Annotated in this window: 11 protein-coding genes and 1 pseudogene; 7 read left to right on the forward strand and 5 right to left on the reverse strand. The window is 38.8% G+C overall.

Annotated features, from left to right (window positions below; genetic code table 11):
- Nucleotides 1-35 precede the first annotated feature (35 nt).
- From HG567_RS07315 to HG567_RS07335, 5 genes are all read left to right on the forward strand, one after another.
- On the forward strand, nucleotides 36-350 hold the full coding sequence (locus HG567_RS07315; protein WP_000895147.1) for a thioredoxin family protein: 315 nt from the start codon (nucleotides 36-38) through the stop codon (nucleotides 348-350).
- Nucleotides 351-740: 390 nt separating this feature from the next.
- Nucleotides 741-1,373 (forward strand): penicillin-binding protein activator LpoB, encoded by a 633-nt coding sequence (lpoB, locus tag HG567_RS07320; protein ID WP_000243392.1) that lies wholly within the window; start codon nucleotides 741-743, stop codon nucleotides 1,371-1,373.
- Nucleotides 1,374-1,396: 23 nt separating this feature from the next.
- Nucleotides 1,397-1,924 (forward strand): LPP20 family lipoprotein, encoded by a 528-nt coding sequence (locus HG567_RS07325; protein WP_000795979.1) that lies wholly within the window; start codon nucleotides 1,397-1,399, stop codon nucleotides 1,922-1,924.
- Between the two features lie 7 nt (nucleotides 1,925-1,931).
- Nucleotides 1,932-2,273: a hypothetical protein gene (locus tag HG567_RS07330; protein ID WP_000824767.1), complete on the forward strand. Its 342-nt coding sequence runs from the start codon at nucleotides 1,932-1,934 to the stop codon at nucleotides 2,271-2,273.
- An 8-nt stretch (nucleotides 2,274-2,281) separates the two neighbouring features.
- A complete protein-coding gene (locus HG567_RS07335; protein WP_202139673.1) occupies nucleotides 2,282-3,193 on the forward strand; it encodes an LPP20 family lipoprotein in 912 nt (303 codons plus the stop codon).
- Nucleotides 3,194-3,549: 356 nt separating this feature from the next.
- Here HG567_RS07335 and HG567_RS07340 read toward each other — a convergent pair whose 3' ends face one another.
- Both HG567_RS07340 and HG567_RS07345 read right to left on the reverse strand, forming a co-directional pair.
- Nucleotides 3,550-4,650, reverse strand: a complete 1,101-nt coding sequence (locus tag HG567_RS07340; protein ID WP_202163781.1) for a restriction endonuclease subunit S — start codon at nucleotides 4,648-4,650, stop codon at nucleotides 3,550-3,552.
- Between the two features lie 7 nt (nucleotides 4,651-4,657).
- Entirely contained in the window at nucleotides 4,658-7,111 is a 2,454-nt protein-coding gene (locus tag HG567_RS07345) for a type I restriction-modification system subunit M (protein ID WP_202163804.1), read from the reverse strand.
- 69 nt (nucleotides 7,112-7,180) lie between these two features.
- On the opposite strand from HG567_RS07345, the gene HG567_RS07350 reads away from it, so the two are divergent.
- Together HG567_RS07350 and HG567_RS07355 are read left to right on the forward strand one after the other, a co-directional pair.
- The gene (locus HG567_RS07350) at nucleotides 7,181-10,144 is read left to right on the forward strand and encodes a type I restriction endonuclease subunit R (protein WP_202163805.1); all 2,964 of its coding nucleotides are present in this window, start codon (nucleotides 7,181-7,183) and stop codon (nucleotides 10,142-10,144) included.
- Nucleotides 10,144-10,850 (forward strand): annotated as a pseudogene (locus HG567_RS07355) (YgjP family zinc-dependent metalloprotease). The gene HG567_RS07350 and the pseudogene HG567_RS07355 overlap by 1 nt, the downstream one beginning before the upstream one ends.
- 76 nt (nucleotides 10,851-10,926) lie before the next feature.
- Here the strand turns inward: HG567_RS07355 and HG567_RS07360 are convergent.
- The 3 genes from HG567_RS07360 to HG567_RS07370 form a co-directional block, all read right to left on the reverse strand.
- The gene (locus HG567_RS07360; protein ID WP_202163806.1) at nucleotides 10,927-13,452 is read right to left on the reverse strand and encodes a TonB-dependent receptor family protein; all 2,526 of its coding nucleotides are present in this window, start codon (nucleotides 13,450-13,452) and stop codon (nucleotides 10,927-10,929) included.
- 538 nt (nucleotides 13,453-13,990) lie between these two features.
- Nucleotides 13,991-14,959 (reverse strand): arginase, encoded by a 969-nt coding sequence (gene rocF / locus HG567_RS07365; RefSeq protein ID WP_202163807.1) that lies wholly within the window; start codon nucleotides 14,957-14,959, stop codon nucleotides 13,991-13,993.
- Between the two features lie 12 nt (nucleotides 14,960-14,971).
- A complete protein-coding gene (locus tag HG567_RS07370; RefSeq protein ID WP_000654569.1) occupies nucleotides 14,972-16,399 on the reverse strand; it encodes an amino acid permease in 1,428 nt (475 codons plus the stop codon).
- Nucleotides 16,400-16,607: the final 208 nt, after the last annotated feature.

A 16,607-nucleotide genomic window follows, 5' to 3' on the forward strand; every position in this document is an offset into this window, starting at 1 on the left:
TCGGCGGTTGGGGGAAATAAAAATTAAGGATTATCATGTTAGAAGTGATTAACGGGAAGAATTACGCAGAAAAAATCGCTCATCAAGCGGTAGTGGTCAATGTGGGGGCGAGCTGGTGCCCGGATTGCAGGAAGATTGAGCCGATTATGGAAAATTTAGCCAAAACTTACAAAGGCAAGGTGGAATTTTTTAAGGTTTCTTTTGATGAAAGCCAGGATTTAAAAGAGAGCTTAGGCATTCGTAAGATCCCTACTTTGATTTTTTACAAAAACGCCAAAGAAGTGGGTGAAAGGCTTGTAGAACCTAGCTCTCAAAAACCGATTGAAGACGCTCTAAAAGCGTTATTATAAAGAGCGTTGTAAAGAGTCTTATTATAAAAATAAGAGTTTAAAAAAATCTTTTTTAACCCCTTTTTTATTTAGTCTTTTTTCATAGCCCCTTTTTCTATAAAGGGGCTAACTTCAAATGGCTTTTGTATTGTTTCTTTATCTCAAAAATCGTTTTTTATCGTTTTTAAAAGCATGTTTGTCAAAAAAGTTTCTTTAATTAAGCTAAAAATGAGCGAATTTGTGGTATTAATGCTTGCAGTGTGAAATTTGTAGGGCTAGAACTTGTAAAATGTGAAAAAAAAGACGCATAAAATGCTAAAATCCGCAAAAACACTGTGTGTTTAGATTAGAAGTTTAAAATTAGGAACGGAAGTATCTGTTTTAAATTTTGAATAGGGAGTTTCTATCACTATGGTATTGAAAACAAAATTAAAAATTATAAGCTCGGTGATTTTGAGCGCTTTATTGTGGGTGGGTTGCTCAAGCGAGATGGCAACTTATCAAAACGTGAATGATGCCACTAAAAATACGACTGCAAGTATTAACAGCACGGATTTATTGCTAACCGCTAATGCGATGTTAGATTCCATGTTTAGCGACCCTAATTTTGAGCAACTCAAGGGCAAGCATTTGATTGAAGTTTCAGATGTGATTAACGACACCACGCAACCCAATTTGGATATGAATCTTTTGACGACTGAAATCGCACGGCAGTTGCGGTTGCGATCTAATGGGAGGTTCAATATCACAAGGGCGAGCGGAGGGAGTGGCATTGCAGCCGATAGCAGAATGGTGAAACAGCGCGAAAAAGAACGAGAGAGCGAAGAGTATAATCAAGACACCACTGTAGAAAAAGGCACTTTAAAAGCCGCTGATTTATCTTTAAGTGGTAAAGTATCTAGTATCGCAGCCTCTATTAGTAGTTCTAGGCAGCGCTTGGACTATGACTTCACCCTAAGCCTTACCAACAGGAAAACGGGTGAAGAGGTATGGAGCGATGTTAAGCCTATTGTGAAGAACGCTAGCAATAAGCGTATGTTTTAAATTTATATTTGAAAGGATGAACGATGAAAAATCAAGTTAAAAAAATTTTAGGGATGAGTGTGGTAGCAACGATGGTGATCGTAGGTTGTAGCCATGCCCCAAAATCAGGTATCAGTAAAAGCAATAAGGCATACAAAGAAGCGACTAAAGGCGCTCCTGATTGGGTAGTAGGGGATTTAGAAAAAGTGGCGAAGTATGAAAAATATTCAGGGGTCTTTTTAGGAAGGGCTGAAGATTTGATCACCAATAATGATGTGGATTATTCTACGAATCAGGCTACAGCGAAAGCTAGGGCTAATTTAGCGGCGAATTTAAAATCCACTTTACAAAAAGATTTGGAAAACGAAAAAACCAGAACGGTAGACGCTTCTGGTAAAAGGTCCATCAGCGGCACTGATACTGAAAAAATTTCTCAATTAGTGGATAAAGAGTTGATCGCTTCTAAAATGCTTGCCCGCTATGTCGGTAAAGATAGGGTTTTTGTTTTAGTGGGCTTGGATAAGCAAATTGTGGATAAGGTGCGCGAAGAGTTAGGCATGGTTAAAAAGTAGGGTTTTAATGAAACGCCTTGCTATCGCGCTTGTTTTGGTGTTGGGAGTGGCGTGGGGGAAATCCTTGCCTAAGTGGGCAAAAGATTGCTCAAAAGAAGTGCAGATTGAAAAGACCCAAACCAAAGACGAAAAAATTTTAGTGTGTGGGATGAGCGATATATTGCTTTCAGATATGGATTATAGCTTGTCCTCAGCCAGACAAAACGCCTTAGAGAAAGTGATGGAAGCTTTCAAGGGGGATAAAATAGAGATTAAGGCTAGTGAGCTAAAGGCCACTTTTATTGATACGGATAAAGTTTATGTGCTTTTAAGGATTACTAAGAAGCATGTCGCTTTAATGAATGAGTAAGGATTAATATGAAAAAGATTATTCTTGCATGCCTTATGGCTTTTGTGGGTGCCAATTTAAGCGCAGAGCCTAAGTGGTATAGCAAGGCCTACAACAAAACAAACACCCAAAAAGGCTATCTTTATGGGAGTGGTTCAGCCACTTCTAAAGAAGCTTCTAAACAAAAAGCGTTAGCGGATTTAGTGGCGTCTATTAGCGTGGTGGTTAATTCCCAAATCCATATCCAAAAAAGTCGTGTGGATAATAAGTTAAAATCCAGCGATTCGCAAACGATTAACTTAAAGACCGATGACTTGGAATTGAATAATGTAGAGATTGTCAATCAAGAAGCGCAAAAAGGGATCTACTACACCAGAGTAAGGATTAATCAAAACTTGTTTTTGCAGGGTTTAAGGGATAAGTATGACGCTCTTTATGGGCAGTTTTCCACCTTAATGCCTAAAGTTTGTAAAGGGGTTTTTTTACAGCAATCCAAGAGCATGGGGGATTTATTGGCTAAGGCGATGCCTATAGAAAGGATTTTAAAAGCGTATTCTGTCCCGGTGGGTTCGTTAGAAAATTATGAAAAAATCTATTATCAAAACGCTTTCAAACCTAAAGTGCAAATCACTTTTGATAACAACAGCGATGCAGAGATTAAAGCCGCTCTCATAAGCGCTTATGCCAGAGTGCTAACCCCTAGCGATGAAGAAAAACTCTATCAAATCAAAAATGAAGTTTTCACAGACAGCGCTAATGGCATCACACGCATTAGAGTGGTTGTTAGCGCGAGCGATTGTCAAGGCACGCCTGTATTGAATAGAAGCCTTGAAGTGGATGAAAAGAATAAGAATTTTGCTATCACGCGCTTGCAATCTTTGCTTTATAAAGAATTGAAAGATTATGCCAATAAAGAAGGGCAGGGCAATACGGGGTTATAAGCAAGGTATTAATCTTGCTTTGTGCTTATTCATTCAGTTTTGTAGTGTCATTATTTTGTTTAGCGTGGCGTTTTCGCACCCATTAAAATAACCCTCTAAAAATTCATGGCTTTTGTTCTCGCCAAATAAACTAAAACATCATTCAATACTCTTTATCCCACAAACTCATCTAAAACCACACCCGCTAAAAACTAAAATTAACAAAAGCTAAAATCTTTTTTAAGGGCCTATACAAGCGAGCAAAAAGAATGACAATCAATAAAAACGAATTTTACAACAATTTTAACAACTTGGGCGCTCTCACAATCTATTACGCTTTGCATGGATTGCGCAAAGAACCTCTCTTAATACAATCTTTATTTTTTTAAAACCCTGATTTTAGCGCTCATTAAATCGTGGTTTAAAGCTTTTTTGATGTTTTCAAATTGGCGTTTTTTGTTTTTAAGGCTAATGATTTCATGATCCAAAGCGCTTAAAATGTTAGCGATAGCGATTTGTTCGTTTAGAGGGGGTAAAAGGATTTCAAAGTTTGAAAATTCATCTATCCAATAGCGTTTATGGTCTGTAACTTGATGTTTTAATAGTGTAAGTTTTTCATAGATATATTTTAAATCCGCTTGATTATTATCCCTTAAGCTAAGAATTTTAATAGCTGATGATTTTACCTTAAAAGGAAAATTTACCATTTTGCTATCAGTTGTGAAATCATCAAAAATAATTACAGGTATATTCGTATAAATTCCATGTTTATCATTTGTATAACCTAAAATAAAAGTTTTGCCTGCTGTTAAAATAGGTGTAAAGCCTTTTTGTAAGTATTGCGTTGTGGCAACTAAATATTTTGTAGGTTGTTCGTAAGATAATATATCCCCAAGCCTTACTCTTTGCCAAGCTTGATTGAAGCCTTTCAAGCGTTTTCTTTGGCTCAATAGTTCAAAGCTTAAAGCTTTTTTAACGCTTTCTTTTTTAAGAATGAGAGCGTCTAAAGAATAAAGATAACGATCCACATCGCTTAAAATATTAGCGATAGCGATTTGTTCGTTTAGAGGGGGTAAAAGGATTTCAAAGTTTGAAAATTCATCTATCCAATAGCGTTTATGGTCTGTAACTTGATGTTTTAATAGTGTAAGTTTTTCATAGATATATTTTAAATCCGCTTGATTATTATCCCTTAAGCTAAGAATTTTAATAGCTGATGATTTTACCTTAAAAGGAAAATTTACCATTTTGCTATCAGTTGTGAAATCATCAAAAATAATTACAGGTATATTCGTATAAATTCCATGTTTATCATTTGTATAACCTAAAATAAAAGTTTTGCCTGCTGTTAAAATAGGTGTAAAGCCTTTTTGTAAGTATTGCGTTGTGGCAACTAAATATTTTGTAGGTTGTTCGTAAGATAATATATCCCCAAGCCTTACTCTTTGCCAATTTGAGGGCGTTGTTAATGCGTCCATGCGTTTATCACCCCATTAACCCCAAATCTTTCAAATGCTCTAAAACTTTTGATTCGCTCTCTTTGACTTCTTTGTCTAGTTCTAACAAGCTGTTAGAGTAGCTTGAAATGATTTCATTAAGGGCGCTAATAAAAGCGTTGATGCGTTTTAAAATCTTGTTTTCTAGGGCGTTTTTCAAGCTGTTGAGCCATTTGTCTTTGATGATGAGATCCTTGATTTCATTGATTTCAAGGTTTTTATACTGGTGGAACGCTTTTAATTCCAGCTCCTCATAAGCTTTATTTTTCATTTTTAGCGCCTTGTTTTTCGCTTCTAGCAACTCTAAAGCGGTTTTTAGGATTTGTTTATCTTCTAAATCGGTGGCGTTTTTTAGCTCTTTTTTCAAAACGCTTTCGTTGATTTTCAACCCATCAAAAAGCCCCTCTTCGTTAGAATGCTCTTCTATCAATTCATCTAAAAGGGCCTCTTTTTCGTTGAGGGCGTTTTCTAATGCTTCTAATTCTTTCGCTTCTTTTTCAAAAAAGCGTTGTTTGATCAAGTTTTTAGGGATTAGATCGCTTTTGTAGTAGGTTTTTTGAACGACAAAATCCGGCTCCTCTAAATAGTTGGCCTTTTTGTTTTTGTTTTTTAGGGGGGTTAATTTCCTTAATTCTTTAGCGCTTCTAAAGCCATTGAATGAGATGAGGAACCAATCGTCTTGCAAGACTTCATTGTAGTAATCTTTGAAGAGCTGATACACGCCGTATTTGTCTAAAATTCCCACTTTTTCAAATTCTTTTAAAACCTTTTGACAAACGCTTTCTATGAGGGTTTTTGGGTTAAAACCTGGCTCTAAATGATCAAAAGTTTCAAACAGATTCAATCGGTCAAAAGCGTTTAAAACAGAAGCATGGAAAGCTTGGAATTCTGAGCTTTGGGTGATTAATTCTTTAATGTTTTCGCATTCTGTTTTTAAAGCGTAATAGCCCTCTTTATCGCTCTTTTTAAACAGCGTGTTTTTAAGCTCTTTAAACACTTGAAAATAAGGGGCGTAGGCTTTTATTTCGTTTTTGGGCAAATAACTGGCCTTGTGGCTGTTGATTAAAGCGAACAAGTCTTTTTCCAATTCTTGCTTAGAGGCAATGTAGCGCGGGATGTTCAAGTTATAGTCGTTAGCGCTGATTTCTTCTAGGCTCACCATTTTGGAATAATAAGGGATTTCTTTGTAAGCGTTAAAAGTGTCTATCATTTTTTGGACATCTTGCTCTCTCAAGCGGTTTTTATTGCCGTCTTTTTTAAAATCCTTGCTCGCATCGATCATAAAAACGCCCTTTCTGGCGTGCGCGTTTTCTTTGTCTAAAACGATCACGCATGCAGGAATGGAAGTGCCATAAAAAAGATTAGGGGCTAGGCCTATCACGCCTTTAATATAGCCTTTTAGTAAAAGATTTTTTCTAATCACTCCCTCAGCGTTCCCCCTAAATAGCACCCCATGGGGTAAAATCACTGCCCCTTTGCCTGTGTCTTTTAAGGATTTGATGATGTGGAGCAAAAAAGCAAAATCGCCATTTTTTTCAGGGGGCGTGCCGTCTTCAAAACGATTGAAACGATCGTTAATGACTTGCTTGCTTTTAGGGTCTATGCTTAGCCCGTCAGTCCAGTTTTTCAAGCTAAAGGGAGGGTTAGCCACAACATAATCAAAGGTTTTTAGCATGCCATTTTCAGTAGTAAAAAGGGGGTTAGAAAGGGTGCTAGAACCCCCTTTAGCAATATCAGCATCAGCGCTATTGTGTAAGATCATATTCATTTTACAAAGGGCTGTGGTGGAAATGTCTTTTTCTTGACCATAGATAGTTAAACCCTTTTTGCCGGCCAAACTAGAAGCTTTTAACAATAACGAACCGCTCCCGCAAGTGGGATCATAGATGCTTTTATCCTGTCTGGTGTTTTCATCAATGCCAAGCAAAAGGGATAATAAAAGCGAAACTTCGCTAGGGGTGTAAAACTGCCCTTTGGATTTACCGGATTCGCTGGCGAAATGGCGCATTAAGTATTCGTAAGCATCACCCAACAAATCATCGTCTAAAGCCCCATGCGCGCCCAAACTCAAATCCGCAAAGATTTTAACCAAATTAGAAAGGGTGTCTACCATCGCTTTACCCTCTCCAAGCTTAGTGTTATCGTTAAAATCCACGCTGTCAATCACGCCTTTTAAGTCGTTTCGCTCTGCGATCTTGGCGATGATTTTATTGAGCTTGTCGCCTATTTCCTTATCGCCCTCTAAAGCGAGAATGTCTTCATAAAAGCACCCTTGTGGCACTTCTATTTCACTAAAGCTATTGTTTCTGGCTTTATCGCTGATGTATTTTAAAAAAAGCAGGTTCAAAACATAGTTTTTATACTCGCTCGCATCCATTCCGCCCCTCAAACTATCCGCTCCAGCCCATAAAGAGCTATACAATTCGCTTTTTTTGATCGCCATTTTAACCGCCCTATTTTGTTTTTAGGATTATAATATAAAGCGGTAAAAAGCGTTCTTAAGGGGTTTATGATGAAAACAGAAAAAGAAGTTCAAAATCAAGTCATAGAAACTTTTAAAGCAATGGGCTATGCGTATTTAGGGGATTTAACAAAGAGCGATAACGAAAACATCAATAAAGAAAGCCTAAAAGCATGGCTAATTAAAAATCAAAAAATCAATGATGAAAGGTGGCGTAAAATTGAGCAGAAAATCCATGACGCTTTAAAAAACGATTTATACGAAGCGAATCAAACATTTTACGAGCTTTTAATTTATGGCGTGAAAACTAAAATAAGCCAGAATGAAAACACTCAAACGACTTATCTCATTGATTGGAAAGACGTTTCCAAGAATGAATTTAGCGTGGCTGAAGAAGTGAGCGTTAAAGGGCCAAACGCAAAACGGCCGGACATAGTGCTTTATGTTAATGGGATCGCTTTAGGGGTGCTAGAATTGAAAAAATCCAGCGTGAGCGTGGAAAGCGGTATCAGGCAAAATTTAGACAACCAAAAGAAAGAGTTTATTAGAGATTTTTTCAAAACGATCCAATTGGTTATGGCGGGTAATGAAAGTCAAGGGCTAAGATATGGCGTCATAGAAACTAAAGAAAAATACTACCTTTCTTGGAAAGAAGAGGGCGTTTTAAAAAATTTGTTTGAAACGATTGAATGCTTTTTGGATAAAAAAAGGTTTTTAGAATTTATCCATGATTTTTTGATTTTTGATAAGGGGCAAAAGAAATGCGCCCGGTTCCATCAGTATTTTGCAATTAAAAAAACGCAAGAATTTATCCAAAGAAAAGAAGGGGGGATTATCTGGCACACGCAAGGCAGCGGTAAGAGCCTTACCATGGTGTGGCTTGCTAGATGGCTAAGAGAGAATATCCAACAAGCGAGGATTTTAATCGTTACGGACAGGAGGGAATTAGACGCTCAAATTCAAGGCGTGTTTTTGGGAATAGGCGAGAATCTTTATCGCGCCGACAGCAAGAAGGATTTGTTGAGCGTGCTGTTTGAAAATAAGAAATTTTTGGTTAGCTCGCTTATGCATAAGTTTGATGACAACGACTTAAAACAACCTGTTTTAAAGGAATGGGTTGTTTTAGTGGATGAATGCCACAGAACCCAAAGCGGTAAATTGCATAAAGCCATGAAAAGCCTGCTCCCTAATGCGATTTTTATCGCCTTTAGCGGCACGCCTTTATTGAAACAAGAGAAAAAGACAAGCCAGGAAGTGTTTGGGAATTACATCCATTGCTATAAATTTAATGAAGCCGTTAGCGATAGGGTGGTGTTAGATTTAAATTATGAAGCCAGAAGCGTGAATCAGTATGTCAGCGACCCTGTAAAGCTAGACGAATATTTTGAATTAAAAACCCAAGGCTTGAATGAGGCGGCTAAAACAGAGCTTAAAAAGAAATGGGCTAATTTGCAAAAAGTTTTTTCCACTAAAAACAGATTGGAACATATTGTGCAAGATATTGTATTGGATATGGCAAAACTCCCAAGATTAAGCAATGGAAAGGGGAATGCCATGCTGGTGGCTGAAAGCGTGTATAACGCATGCCGGTATTTTGAACTCTTTTTAGAAACAGAATTAAAGGATAAGGTGGCTGTGATCACAAGCTATGAACCCAATATCGCTGATCTTAAAGATTGTGGGAGTGATGAGAGCGAAGAGAGTTACAAATACCGCACTTATTGCAAAATGCTGCAAAACTTTTTTAATGAAAAAGATGAGAAAAAAGCCCTTAACAAAACCAAAGAGTTTGAAGAAGAAGTTAAAAAGCGTTTTATTAATGAGCCTGCTAGAATGAAGCTATTGATCGTGGTGGATAAGCTATTGACCGGTTTTGATGCGCCAAGCCTCACTTATTTATACATGGATAAGAAAATGCAAGATCATGGGCTTTTTCAAGCGGTGTGCAGGGTGAATAGATTGGATAGCGAAGATAAGGATTTTGGCTGTATCATAGACTATAAGGATTTGTTTGATAGCCTACAAGAAGCGCACAGCGATTACACCAATAAAGCGTTTGAAAACTATGAAAGAGAAGACATTCAAGGGCTTATTTCTGACAAAGCCCAAAAGATTAAGAAAAGATTAGAAGAAACTAGAGATCAGTTAAAATCGCTTTGTGAAAGCGTGAAAGAGCCAAAAGATGAAATGGATTATATCGCTTATTTTTGTGGGAACGATTTAGAAAAAAACGCTCAAAAAAGGCGGTTGTTTTACCAGCTTGTTGGCGCGTTTTTAAGAATGTTTGTGGAATTGAATAATTTAGAAAAGCCCGTTTATTCTAAAGAAGAAACGCAAAAAATCAAACAAGAAGCGGAATTTTACAGGCATTTACAAAAGGTGATTGGCTTGAGTAGTGGGGATAGCGTGGATTTAAAAAGCTATAGCGAAGACATGCGCCGGATCTTAGACGCTTACATTAAAGCCACGGACAGCAAGACGCTCATTAAAATAGAAGATCAAGGGCTGTGCGAAGTTTTAGCCCAAATGAATATTGATGATTTTAATAAGGCGTTATCTCAAGTATTTAAAAATGAAAGCTCTATGGCAGAAAGCATCGCTAACAACACTAAAAAACGCATTATAGAAAAAGAAGCGAGCGATCCTAAGTATTACGAAAAATTATCTTCGCTTTTAAACGATTTGATCAACCAGTTTAGGGAAAAGAAATTAACCTATTTAGAATACTTGCAACAAATCCACAATCTAGCCCAACAAGTTATCCATAAAGAAGATAAAAATTACCCTAAAAAGATCAACACTAAGGCTTTAAAAACCCTCTATGATAATTTAGATGAAAATGAAGCCTTAGCCCTAGAAACAGACGCATGCATAAGGGGTAATAAAAAAGATGGTTGGGTGGGGCATAATCAAAAAGAAAAAAATCTTAAAATCGCTTTAAGAAAAATCATAAACGATGAGGTTTTGTTAGAAAACATCTTTAATTTAGCCAAACACATAGAGGAGTATCACTAATGAACGCTTATTGTTTGACTTTAAATAATACCAACATCGCTATAGAAAAAAAGGATATTAAGCATTTGCACGTTAGCGTTTGCCCGCCTGATGGCTCTGTGCATGTGTCTTGCCCCCTAGCTTTAAACGATGAGAGCCTTAGGCTTTCTTTGATTAAAAGACTCCCTTGGATAAAAGAACAGCAACAAAATTTTTTAAACCAAAACAGACAGAGCCAAAGAGGAATGCTAGAGAGAGAAAGCCATTATCTTTTTGGGAAACGCTATTTGTTAAAGATTGAACACACCATAAAAAACACTTCGTTCTCCAAAGCCCTAAATATTTAATCTTGCATGTCCATCAAAAGACAAGCTTAGAAAACCGCTTAAAAGTGTTAGAAAACTACTACAGACAAGTTTTAAGAGAAAAAATACAAACCTACATCAACCAATACGAAAAGATTTTAAACGAAAGCATACAAAGCTTTAAAATCCAAAAAATGAAACGGATATGGGGGAGTTGTAATATTGCTAAACGCACCTTGCTTTTTAATTTGGAATTGGCTAAAGCGCCTAGTGAGGGCATTGAATATGTGGTTGTGCATGAATTATTGCATTTAAAAGCGCGCCACCATAACGAATATTTTAGGGATTTGCTGAGTTTGTATTTGCCCAATTGGCAAAGGGCTAAGGCCAGCCTCAAAGAAACTTATTTGGAGCGCTCTTAAATGAAGATTCCATCATTTTAATCAAACCGCTAAGCGGCTCATCATAGCGTAATAATCCCTCTCCTTTTTAAAGCCTTTAGAAAGTGTAGTTCAAATACGCTGTAACCGATCTTCCAGGTGCAGGTTGTAAGCCTGCGGGGCTAGAGCCAATCCCTGTAAAATAATACTTCATGTTGAAGATATTATTGATTTGCAAACTTCCTGTAACTCTGTGTCTTCCGTTTTCCCAGAAAATTTGGCTCACTTGGATATTCCACACCCAATACCAAGGCAATAGCCCTTCATGTTGGGTCATACACCAAGCTTCGCATTGATAACCGCTATTGAGAACGCTTTCATAGTTGTTCCCCCCACTATAATATTGCATCCCATAATAGCCTCCTGCTGCACTGTTGCTAATCCCGCTATAAGCGCGGCTATAAAAATAGCTAGAAATACCAATGGTGGTTTTACGCCAATTGTAGCGAGCGTCAAGAATGAACTGGAAAGGGCTTACAAAAGGGAAATGCTTGTTATAGCTAGTCCCTTTTAGCACATCCCCGTTCAAGTCTGTTAAAGGGCCATGGCTGGTTACACGAGTGTCAATGTAGTTGAAAGCGGCATGGAATTGCAACCCTCTAATAGGCCTGTAATACAATTCCAGCTCCACGCCTTGAGAATAGCCATTAATGGGGCGCACATTACCTTTCATGGGGCCGCTTGTATAGACTGAATACTGCCCGGTGGCAAAATCGCGCGCCCAAATCCTGAAGTAGTCCGCATTGAAGCTAAACTTATCTTTATAGGTGTAGCGCGCTCCTGCTTCCACCGTGTCAAAGTGTTGGGTAAAATACTCCGCTCCTCCATAGCTCAAAACATCTAATTGAGGCGGGACGAAAGAGCGTTGGTAGTTGAAGTAGGTAAGCACATTGTGATCGCCTTGCACAGGGATAAAGCCAATGTTGGTTGAGGGCATCCAATTGTTCATGTGCTTGATTTTTCTTAAATCCTTCTCAGGGATTTGCATCCAGTTAGACGCATTTTCGTTGTTGTATTGCACAAAAGCGTAGCGCAAACCAGGCACGATGAAAAAGCGCCCGTCCCAAGCTTCAATGCGATCGCTCAAATAAACCGCTGTGTAATTGTTACGCCAGTTATTCCAGTTTCTATAAACGCCATGCTTGATGTGGGGTTTCCAACCGCTCATCACATTAGCACCCTCACACAAGAAACCTGCCCCCTCACCGCTCGTTTTGGTGGCGCATTCATTGGTGTTTAAGTATTGGCGCTGTAAAAAAGTGGTGGTCATGAAACGCAAGCCCATGATAAAGGTTTGCTTGACTTTCCCGGTATTGACGATCAGATTCACTTTAGGCTCAAAAGCGTTGTTAATGGAGCGCACAGGGTTTTCTACTTCTGCCCAACCATTGTAGTTAGTGGCATAATAAGGCACAGCCAAGTTATACCCTGCCGGAAGTCCTGCCGCCCTGCATGCCGCTTCGCTAAAACAAGTAACCATGTTAGCGCTATTGTAGCTAGAGCTCACTTGAAAGTCCCTAGTCATCAACTGCCCGTAGTAGGTGAAGCTAAAAGTCCCGCCCACTCTGTCTAAATCCCCAAAGCGGTTTTCATACACAGCCCCAAAGCGTTGTGAGCGCCCGCCTTTTTGGTTTAAGGGGCGCAAATTAGCGAAGCGGTTTATTTTGTAATCTTGCTCGCTGAGTGATCCCGGTTGAGCGACAGCAAAATCGTAGTATTGGTAATAGGCTTTAATCCCATTGCTTTCATTGATGTCATAGATCCCATCCAGCCAATAGTTTGAAATATTAGAGGGGCTATTGTCCCTAAAGCCTTGTCCTCTAACCCAGTTAGCTTGCGCTTGGATACCCACATGTTTATTGATCATCCCTCCGCTCCTCACATAGGTGTTATAGAGGAGATTGTTGCCTAAAGACTTGATGAAAGAAGGATCGCCGGTTTTATCAGGGGGAGCGGCAAACCCGGCGTTTCTAGCCTTAGCCCAATAAGTGATCCTTTCAGCCGCTTGGTTTTCCCATTGAGTAGGGATAGGCTTAGTGATGATATTGACAATACCCCCATAAGTGTTAGGCCCATACTGCACGCTGCCTCCACCTTTAATCACATCAATGCGATCAATGGCTTGAAAGGTAACGGGGAAAATGTCTAGCTCAATGTGGGCGTAGGGGGCCATATAGACAGGAATACCATTAACTAACATAAGCGTCGCATCGCTATGCCCTGAACCCCCAGCTCCAAAGCCACGGATTTGGATAGTGGGCATAGCCCCCACACCTGTCGCATTCCTAATTTGCAGACCGGGGACATTCTGTAAAGCTTCTTCAATGCTTTGGTTAGCTTGCTGGGTGAGCGCTTTATTAGAGATCACCGTGCGGCTTCCTGTGTATTTTTTCACTTCTTCATCTTGCCAACTCTTAGGCGCGGTAATCCCGCTATAACCCAAATTGACCTGCCCAGAATAATCAGATCTATCCTTTTTGCCGGCAGTAGAAACCTTGCCCAAAGTGTAGTCTTTTTCCTTAGCGAACAAAGACTCTTGGCAAATCAAGCTGGCAGTTAAAGCCAACAGAACTTTTTTATGCAAAACAAACTCCTTAATGTTTTAAGAGATTAAAAAATGATTTAAATTTTTTAAGTAAAATCAAACCAATAACGAATGCAAGTATTAAGTAATAAAAATAAAAAAAACTTAATAATGCACGGAATTTTATCATAAAAATTCTTAAAATTTTATTAATCCCATGAAAATCTTTTTTTTTTTTTTTTTTGATTTTGCTGATTTTACTCAATCTCTAGTGAAAAATTCCCATTTTTGACACACAACGAGCCTGCATGCACTCTCAAAACACACAAGACATTTTTTGGTGCTCAAAGTGGTTTAATTTTCCATCTAAACACCGCCCCTTATAGAACAAAACATAAGCTGATAATCTAGGCCTAAGCTTTAAATGATCTCAAAAGCGCTTGCCCTAAATGATTACTTTTTTATGTTTGTGTATATACCATTTTAGCCCTAAAATCCTTGATCAAAAGCATTTTACTCTTATTCTTTCTTAGTGCCTCTTGTTGTTGGTTTCATTTTTCAACTTTTTCAACCTTTTATCGTTTGGTTTGAAAAGCGATCAGTAACTCCTTGCAAAAGATCGCTCCTTGTCTTTAATTTTACAGCGATTGATGATGAGATCTAAGATCTCTAAAACCTGCTCTTCTTCTTCGTTATTGTGTTTGACGCTCACCGTGGGGTTGTATTCGGTTACCTCAAGCGCTCCTAATCGGTCTTTAAAACTTTCTAAAAGCAAGCCCAGTAATTGCTTTAATTCATCAAAACTCAGCCCGTTATTTTCACGCACGCCGGTAGAAGTGAAAAGCTTGCCATCCATAATGTCTAAATCCAAGCTAAGGTAAATAATATCCACCGCTTTTAACAATTCTTTGGTTTTTTGAACCACTTCTTGCATGTTTTCTCTTATCGCATCCACGCTAAATAAAGGGATTTCTAATTCCTTAATCACATCTCTTTCGCTCTGTTCGGTGCTTCTTACCCCAAAATACACCAAACATTTAGGATCAATTTCTAACCCCCCTTTTTCTAACCCCAAAGAGCAAAGCTTTTGCCATGCCTTTTCTTCGCTCTCGCTCATGCGATTAAACCCGCTACGGACACGATTTAAAACCATGCCTAAAGGCATGCCGTGGATATGCTTTGAATCACTGTCATAAGCCGTGTGAATATCCGCATGCGCGTCTAAATACAAAATCCCTATTTTTTTGTCCTTATGAACGCTCCTAAAGGCTTGGAAAATCCCAAACATGTTCGCATGCTCTGAGCTTAAAATCAAAGGGAATTCTTTTTTCTCAAACACTTCTTTCATGCAAGGGATCAAATTTTCTTTACAAAAAAGGTAGTAATCTTCAAAATTCTTAGCGTATCTAAACTCTTTATAAAGCACGCAACGCTCTTGAGTGATCGTTTGCATGCCTTTAATCACATCGCCATGCGTCGCGCTCAAAACCTCTCTCAAACGCCTAACCCCTTTATCGGTGCCTCTTTTTGATGCTCCTAACTCGGCTTCTAATCCTACTAAAATCATTTTATAACTCCTTTAAATTCCTTTTTCTTGCTGATAGCCCCATTTGTCTTTACTCAAATAATACGCCCCATAGCAAAGCCCCATAAACACTAGCGTGAGATACCCTCCAATGCGTTCATTTGCATCCATATACGCCCCTATAAGCCCCACCAAACACCCGCTGATGCCAATAATTTGGATCAAGGGATTAAGAGGGGCTTTATAAGGCAAGTCTTTTAAGGATTTTCCCAAAGCCAGATACTCTTTCCTGAAGCGGTATTGCGCTACGCTGATGCTGATCCATACAATAATCACCATAAAACTCACCACATTGATCAAGCTTGCCATGATTTTTTCTGGTGCAAACGCTTCGGTGAGCATGCCAATAAGTGTAACCCCTAAAGATAAATACAAAGCATAAGTGGGCGTGCCAGAGGCGTTAAGTTTAGCAAAAAGGGGGAAAAACATCTTTTTTTGGCTTAAGCCATAAATCATCCTTCCTGAAGCGTATAACCCAGAATTAGCGGTGGATAAAATCGCAGTGACAATGACAAAATTCATAATATCTGCCGCATAAGGGATACCCACGCCCAAAAAGGGTAAGGGGATTTTTTCTAAAGCGCTCACAAAAGGGCTTTGCGTCAAACCACTATCCGTCATGGGCAAAAACACCGATACCACAAACACCGCCCCTAAAAAGAAAAACACGATCCGCCACAAAGTCGCCTTAATCGCTTTAGGCATGACTTTTTTCGCGTCTTTAGTTTCTCCTGCTGCAACGCCGATAATCTCTGTGCCCGTGTAAGCAAAAATCACCGCTAAAATCGCCCCAAAGAACGCCCCCACGCCTTTAGGGAAAAAGCCTTTTTCTAGCCCTTGAGTCTCCCCATTAAAATAGAAATTAGCAAACACGCCTTCAAAACCATGCAAATAAAACGAATAAACAATGCCAATGCACCCAAGCACAATGAACACAAAGACCGCTAAAACCTTGATGGTGCTGAGCAAAAATTCGCCTGTGGCAAAAATTTTAACCGAAAAGAAATTCAATAAAAATAAAAGCGCAATGCATGCGATGACCCACACATACACAGGAATAGTCGGGAACCATCGTTGCATGAGCAAGCCTATAGCGATGTATTCCACGGCCACGGTTAAAACCCAGCTCAGCCAATACATCCAAAAGACCATATACCCTGTGCTTGGGTTAATAAAACGGCTCGCATAATCCCCAAAACTCCCTGTAGTGGGATACACGCTCGCTAATTCCCCTAAAGATAAAACAATAGAATAGACAATAATCCCTCCAATCAAATACGCTAAAAGCGTGGCTAAAGGGCCCGCGCTAGCGATATTCCCCCCTGTGCCCACAAAAAGCCCGGTGCCAATCGTCCCCCCTAAAGCGATCATCATCAATTGGTTGAAGCCAATGTCCCTGCTTAAAGTCGTGTTGTCTTTCATAAACGCATCCTTTAATCGTTAAGTAAATTTTATTTTAAATCCCAACCAACAATTACAAAATAAATAATCGTTAAGTAAATTTTATTTTAAATCCCAACCAACAATTACAAAATAAAATGAATAACAAACAAAATTAATTTTATTGTGTAAAAGAGTAAGACTATTTAGCTTTTTAAAAGAAAGATACCCAATCGTTTAATGGAGTGAG

The organism is Helicobacter pylori, assembly GCF_016755635.1.
Taxonomy (GTDB): Bacteria; Campylobacterota; Campylobacteria; order Campylobacterales; family Helicobacteraceae; genus Helicobacter; species Helicobacter pylori_CQ.

What these genes read in the sequence shown, in the direction of transcription:
- HG567_RS07340 (WP_202163781.1), bottom strand. Translation starts at nt 4,650, where the DNA reads ATGGACGCATTAACAACGCCCTCAAATTGGCAAAGAGTAAGGCTTGGG.
- HG567_RS07370 (WP_000654569.1), bottom strand. Translation starts at nt 16,399, where the DNA reads ATGAAAGACAACACGACTTTAAGCAGGGACATTGGCTTCAACCAATTG.
- HG567_RS07350 (WP_202163805.1), top strand. Translation starts at nt 7,181, where the DNA reads ATGAAAACAGAAAAAGAAGTTCAAAATCAAGTCATAGAAACTTTTAAA.
- lpoB (WP_000243392.1), top strand. Translation starts at nt 741, where the DNA reads ATGGTATTGAAAACAAAATTAAAAATTATAAGCTCGGTGATTTTGAGC.
- HG567_RS07325 (WP_000795979.1), top strand. Translation starts at nt 1,397, where the DNA reads ATGAAAAATCAAGTTAAAAAAATTTTAGGGATGAGTGTGGTAGCAACG.
- HG567_RS07330 (WP_000824767.1), top strand. Translation starts at nt 1,932, where the DNA reads ATGAAACGCCTTGCTATCGCGCTTGTTTTGGTGTTGGGAGTGGCGTGG.
- HG567_RS07345 (WP_202163804.1), bottom strand. Translation starts at nt 7,111, where the DNA reads ATGGCGATCAAAAAAAGCGAATTGTATAGCTCTTTATGGGCTGGAGCG.
- HG567_RS07335 (WP_202139673.1), top strand. Translation starts at nt 2,282, where the DNA reads ATGAAAAAGATTATTCTTGCATGCCTTATGGCTTTTGTGGGTGCCAAT.
- HG567_RS07315 (WP_000895147.1), top strand. Translation starts at nt 36, where the DNA reads ATGTTAGAAGTGATTAACGGGAAGAATTACGCAGAAAAAATCGCTCAT.
- rocF (WP_202163807.1), bottom strand. Translation starts at nt 14,959, where the DNA reads ATGATTTTAGTAGGATTAGAAGCCGAGTTAGGAGCATCAAAAAGAGGC.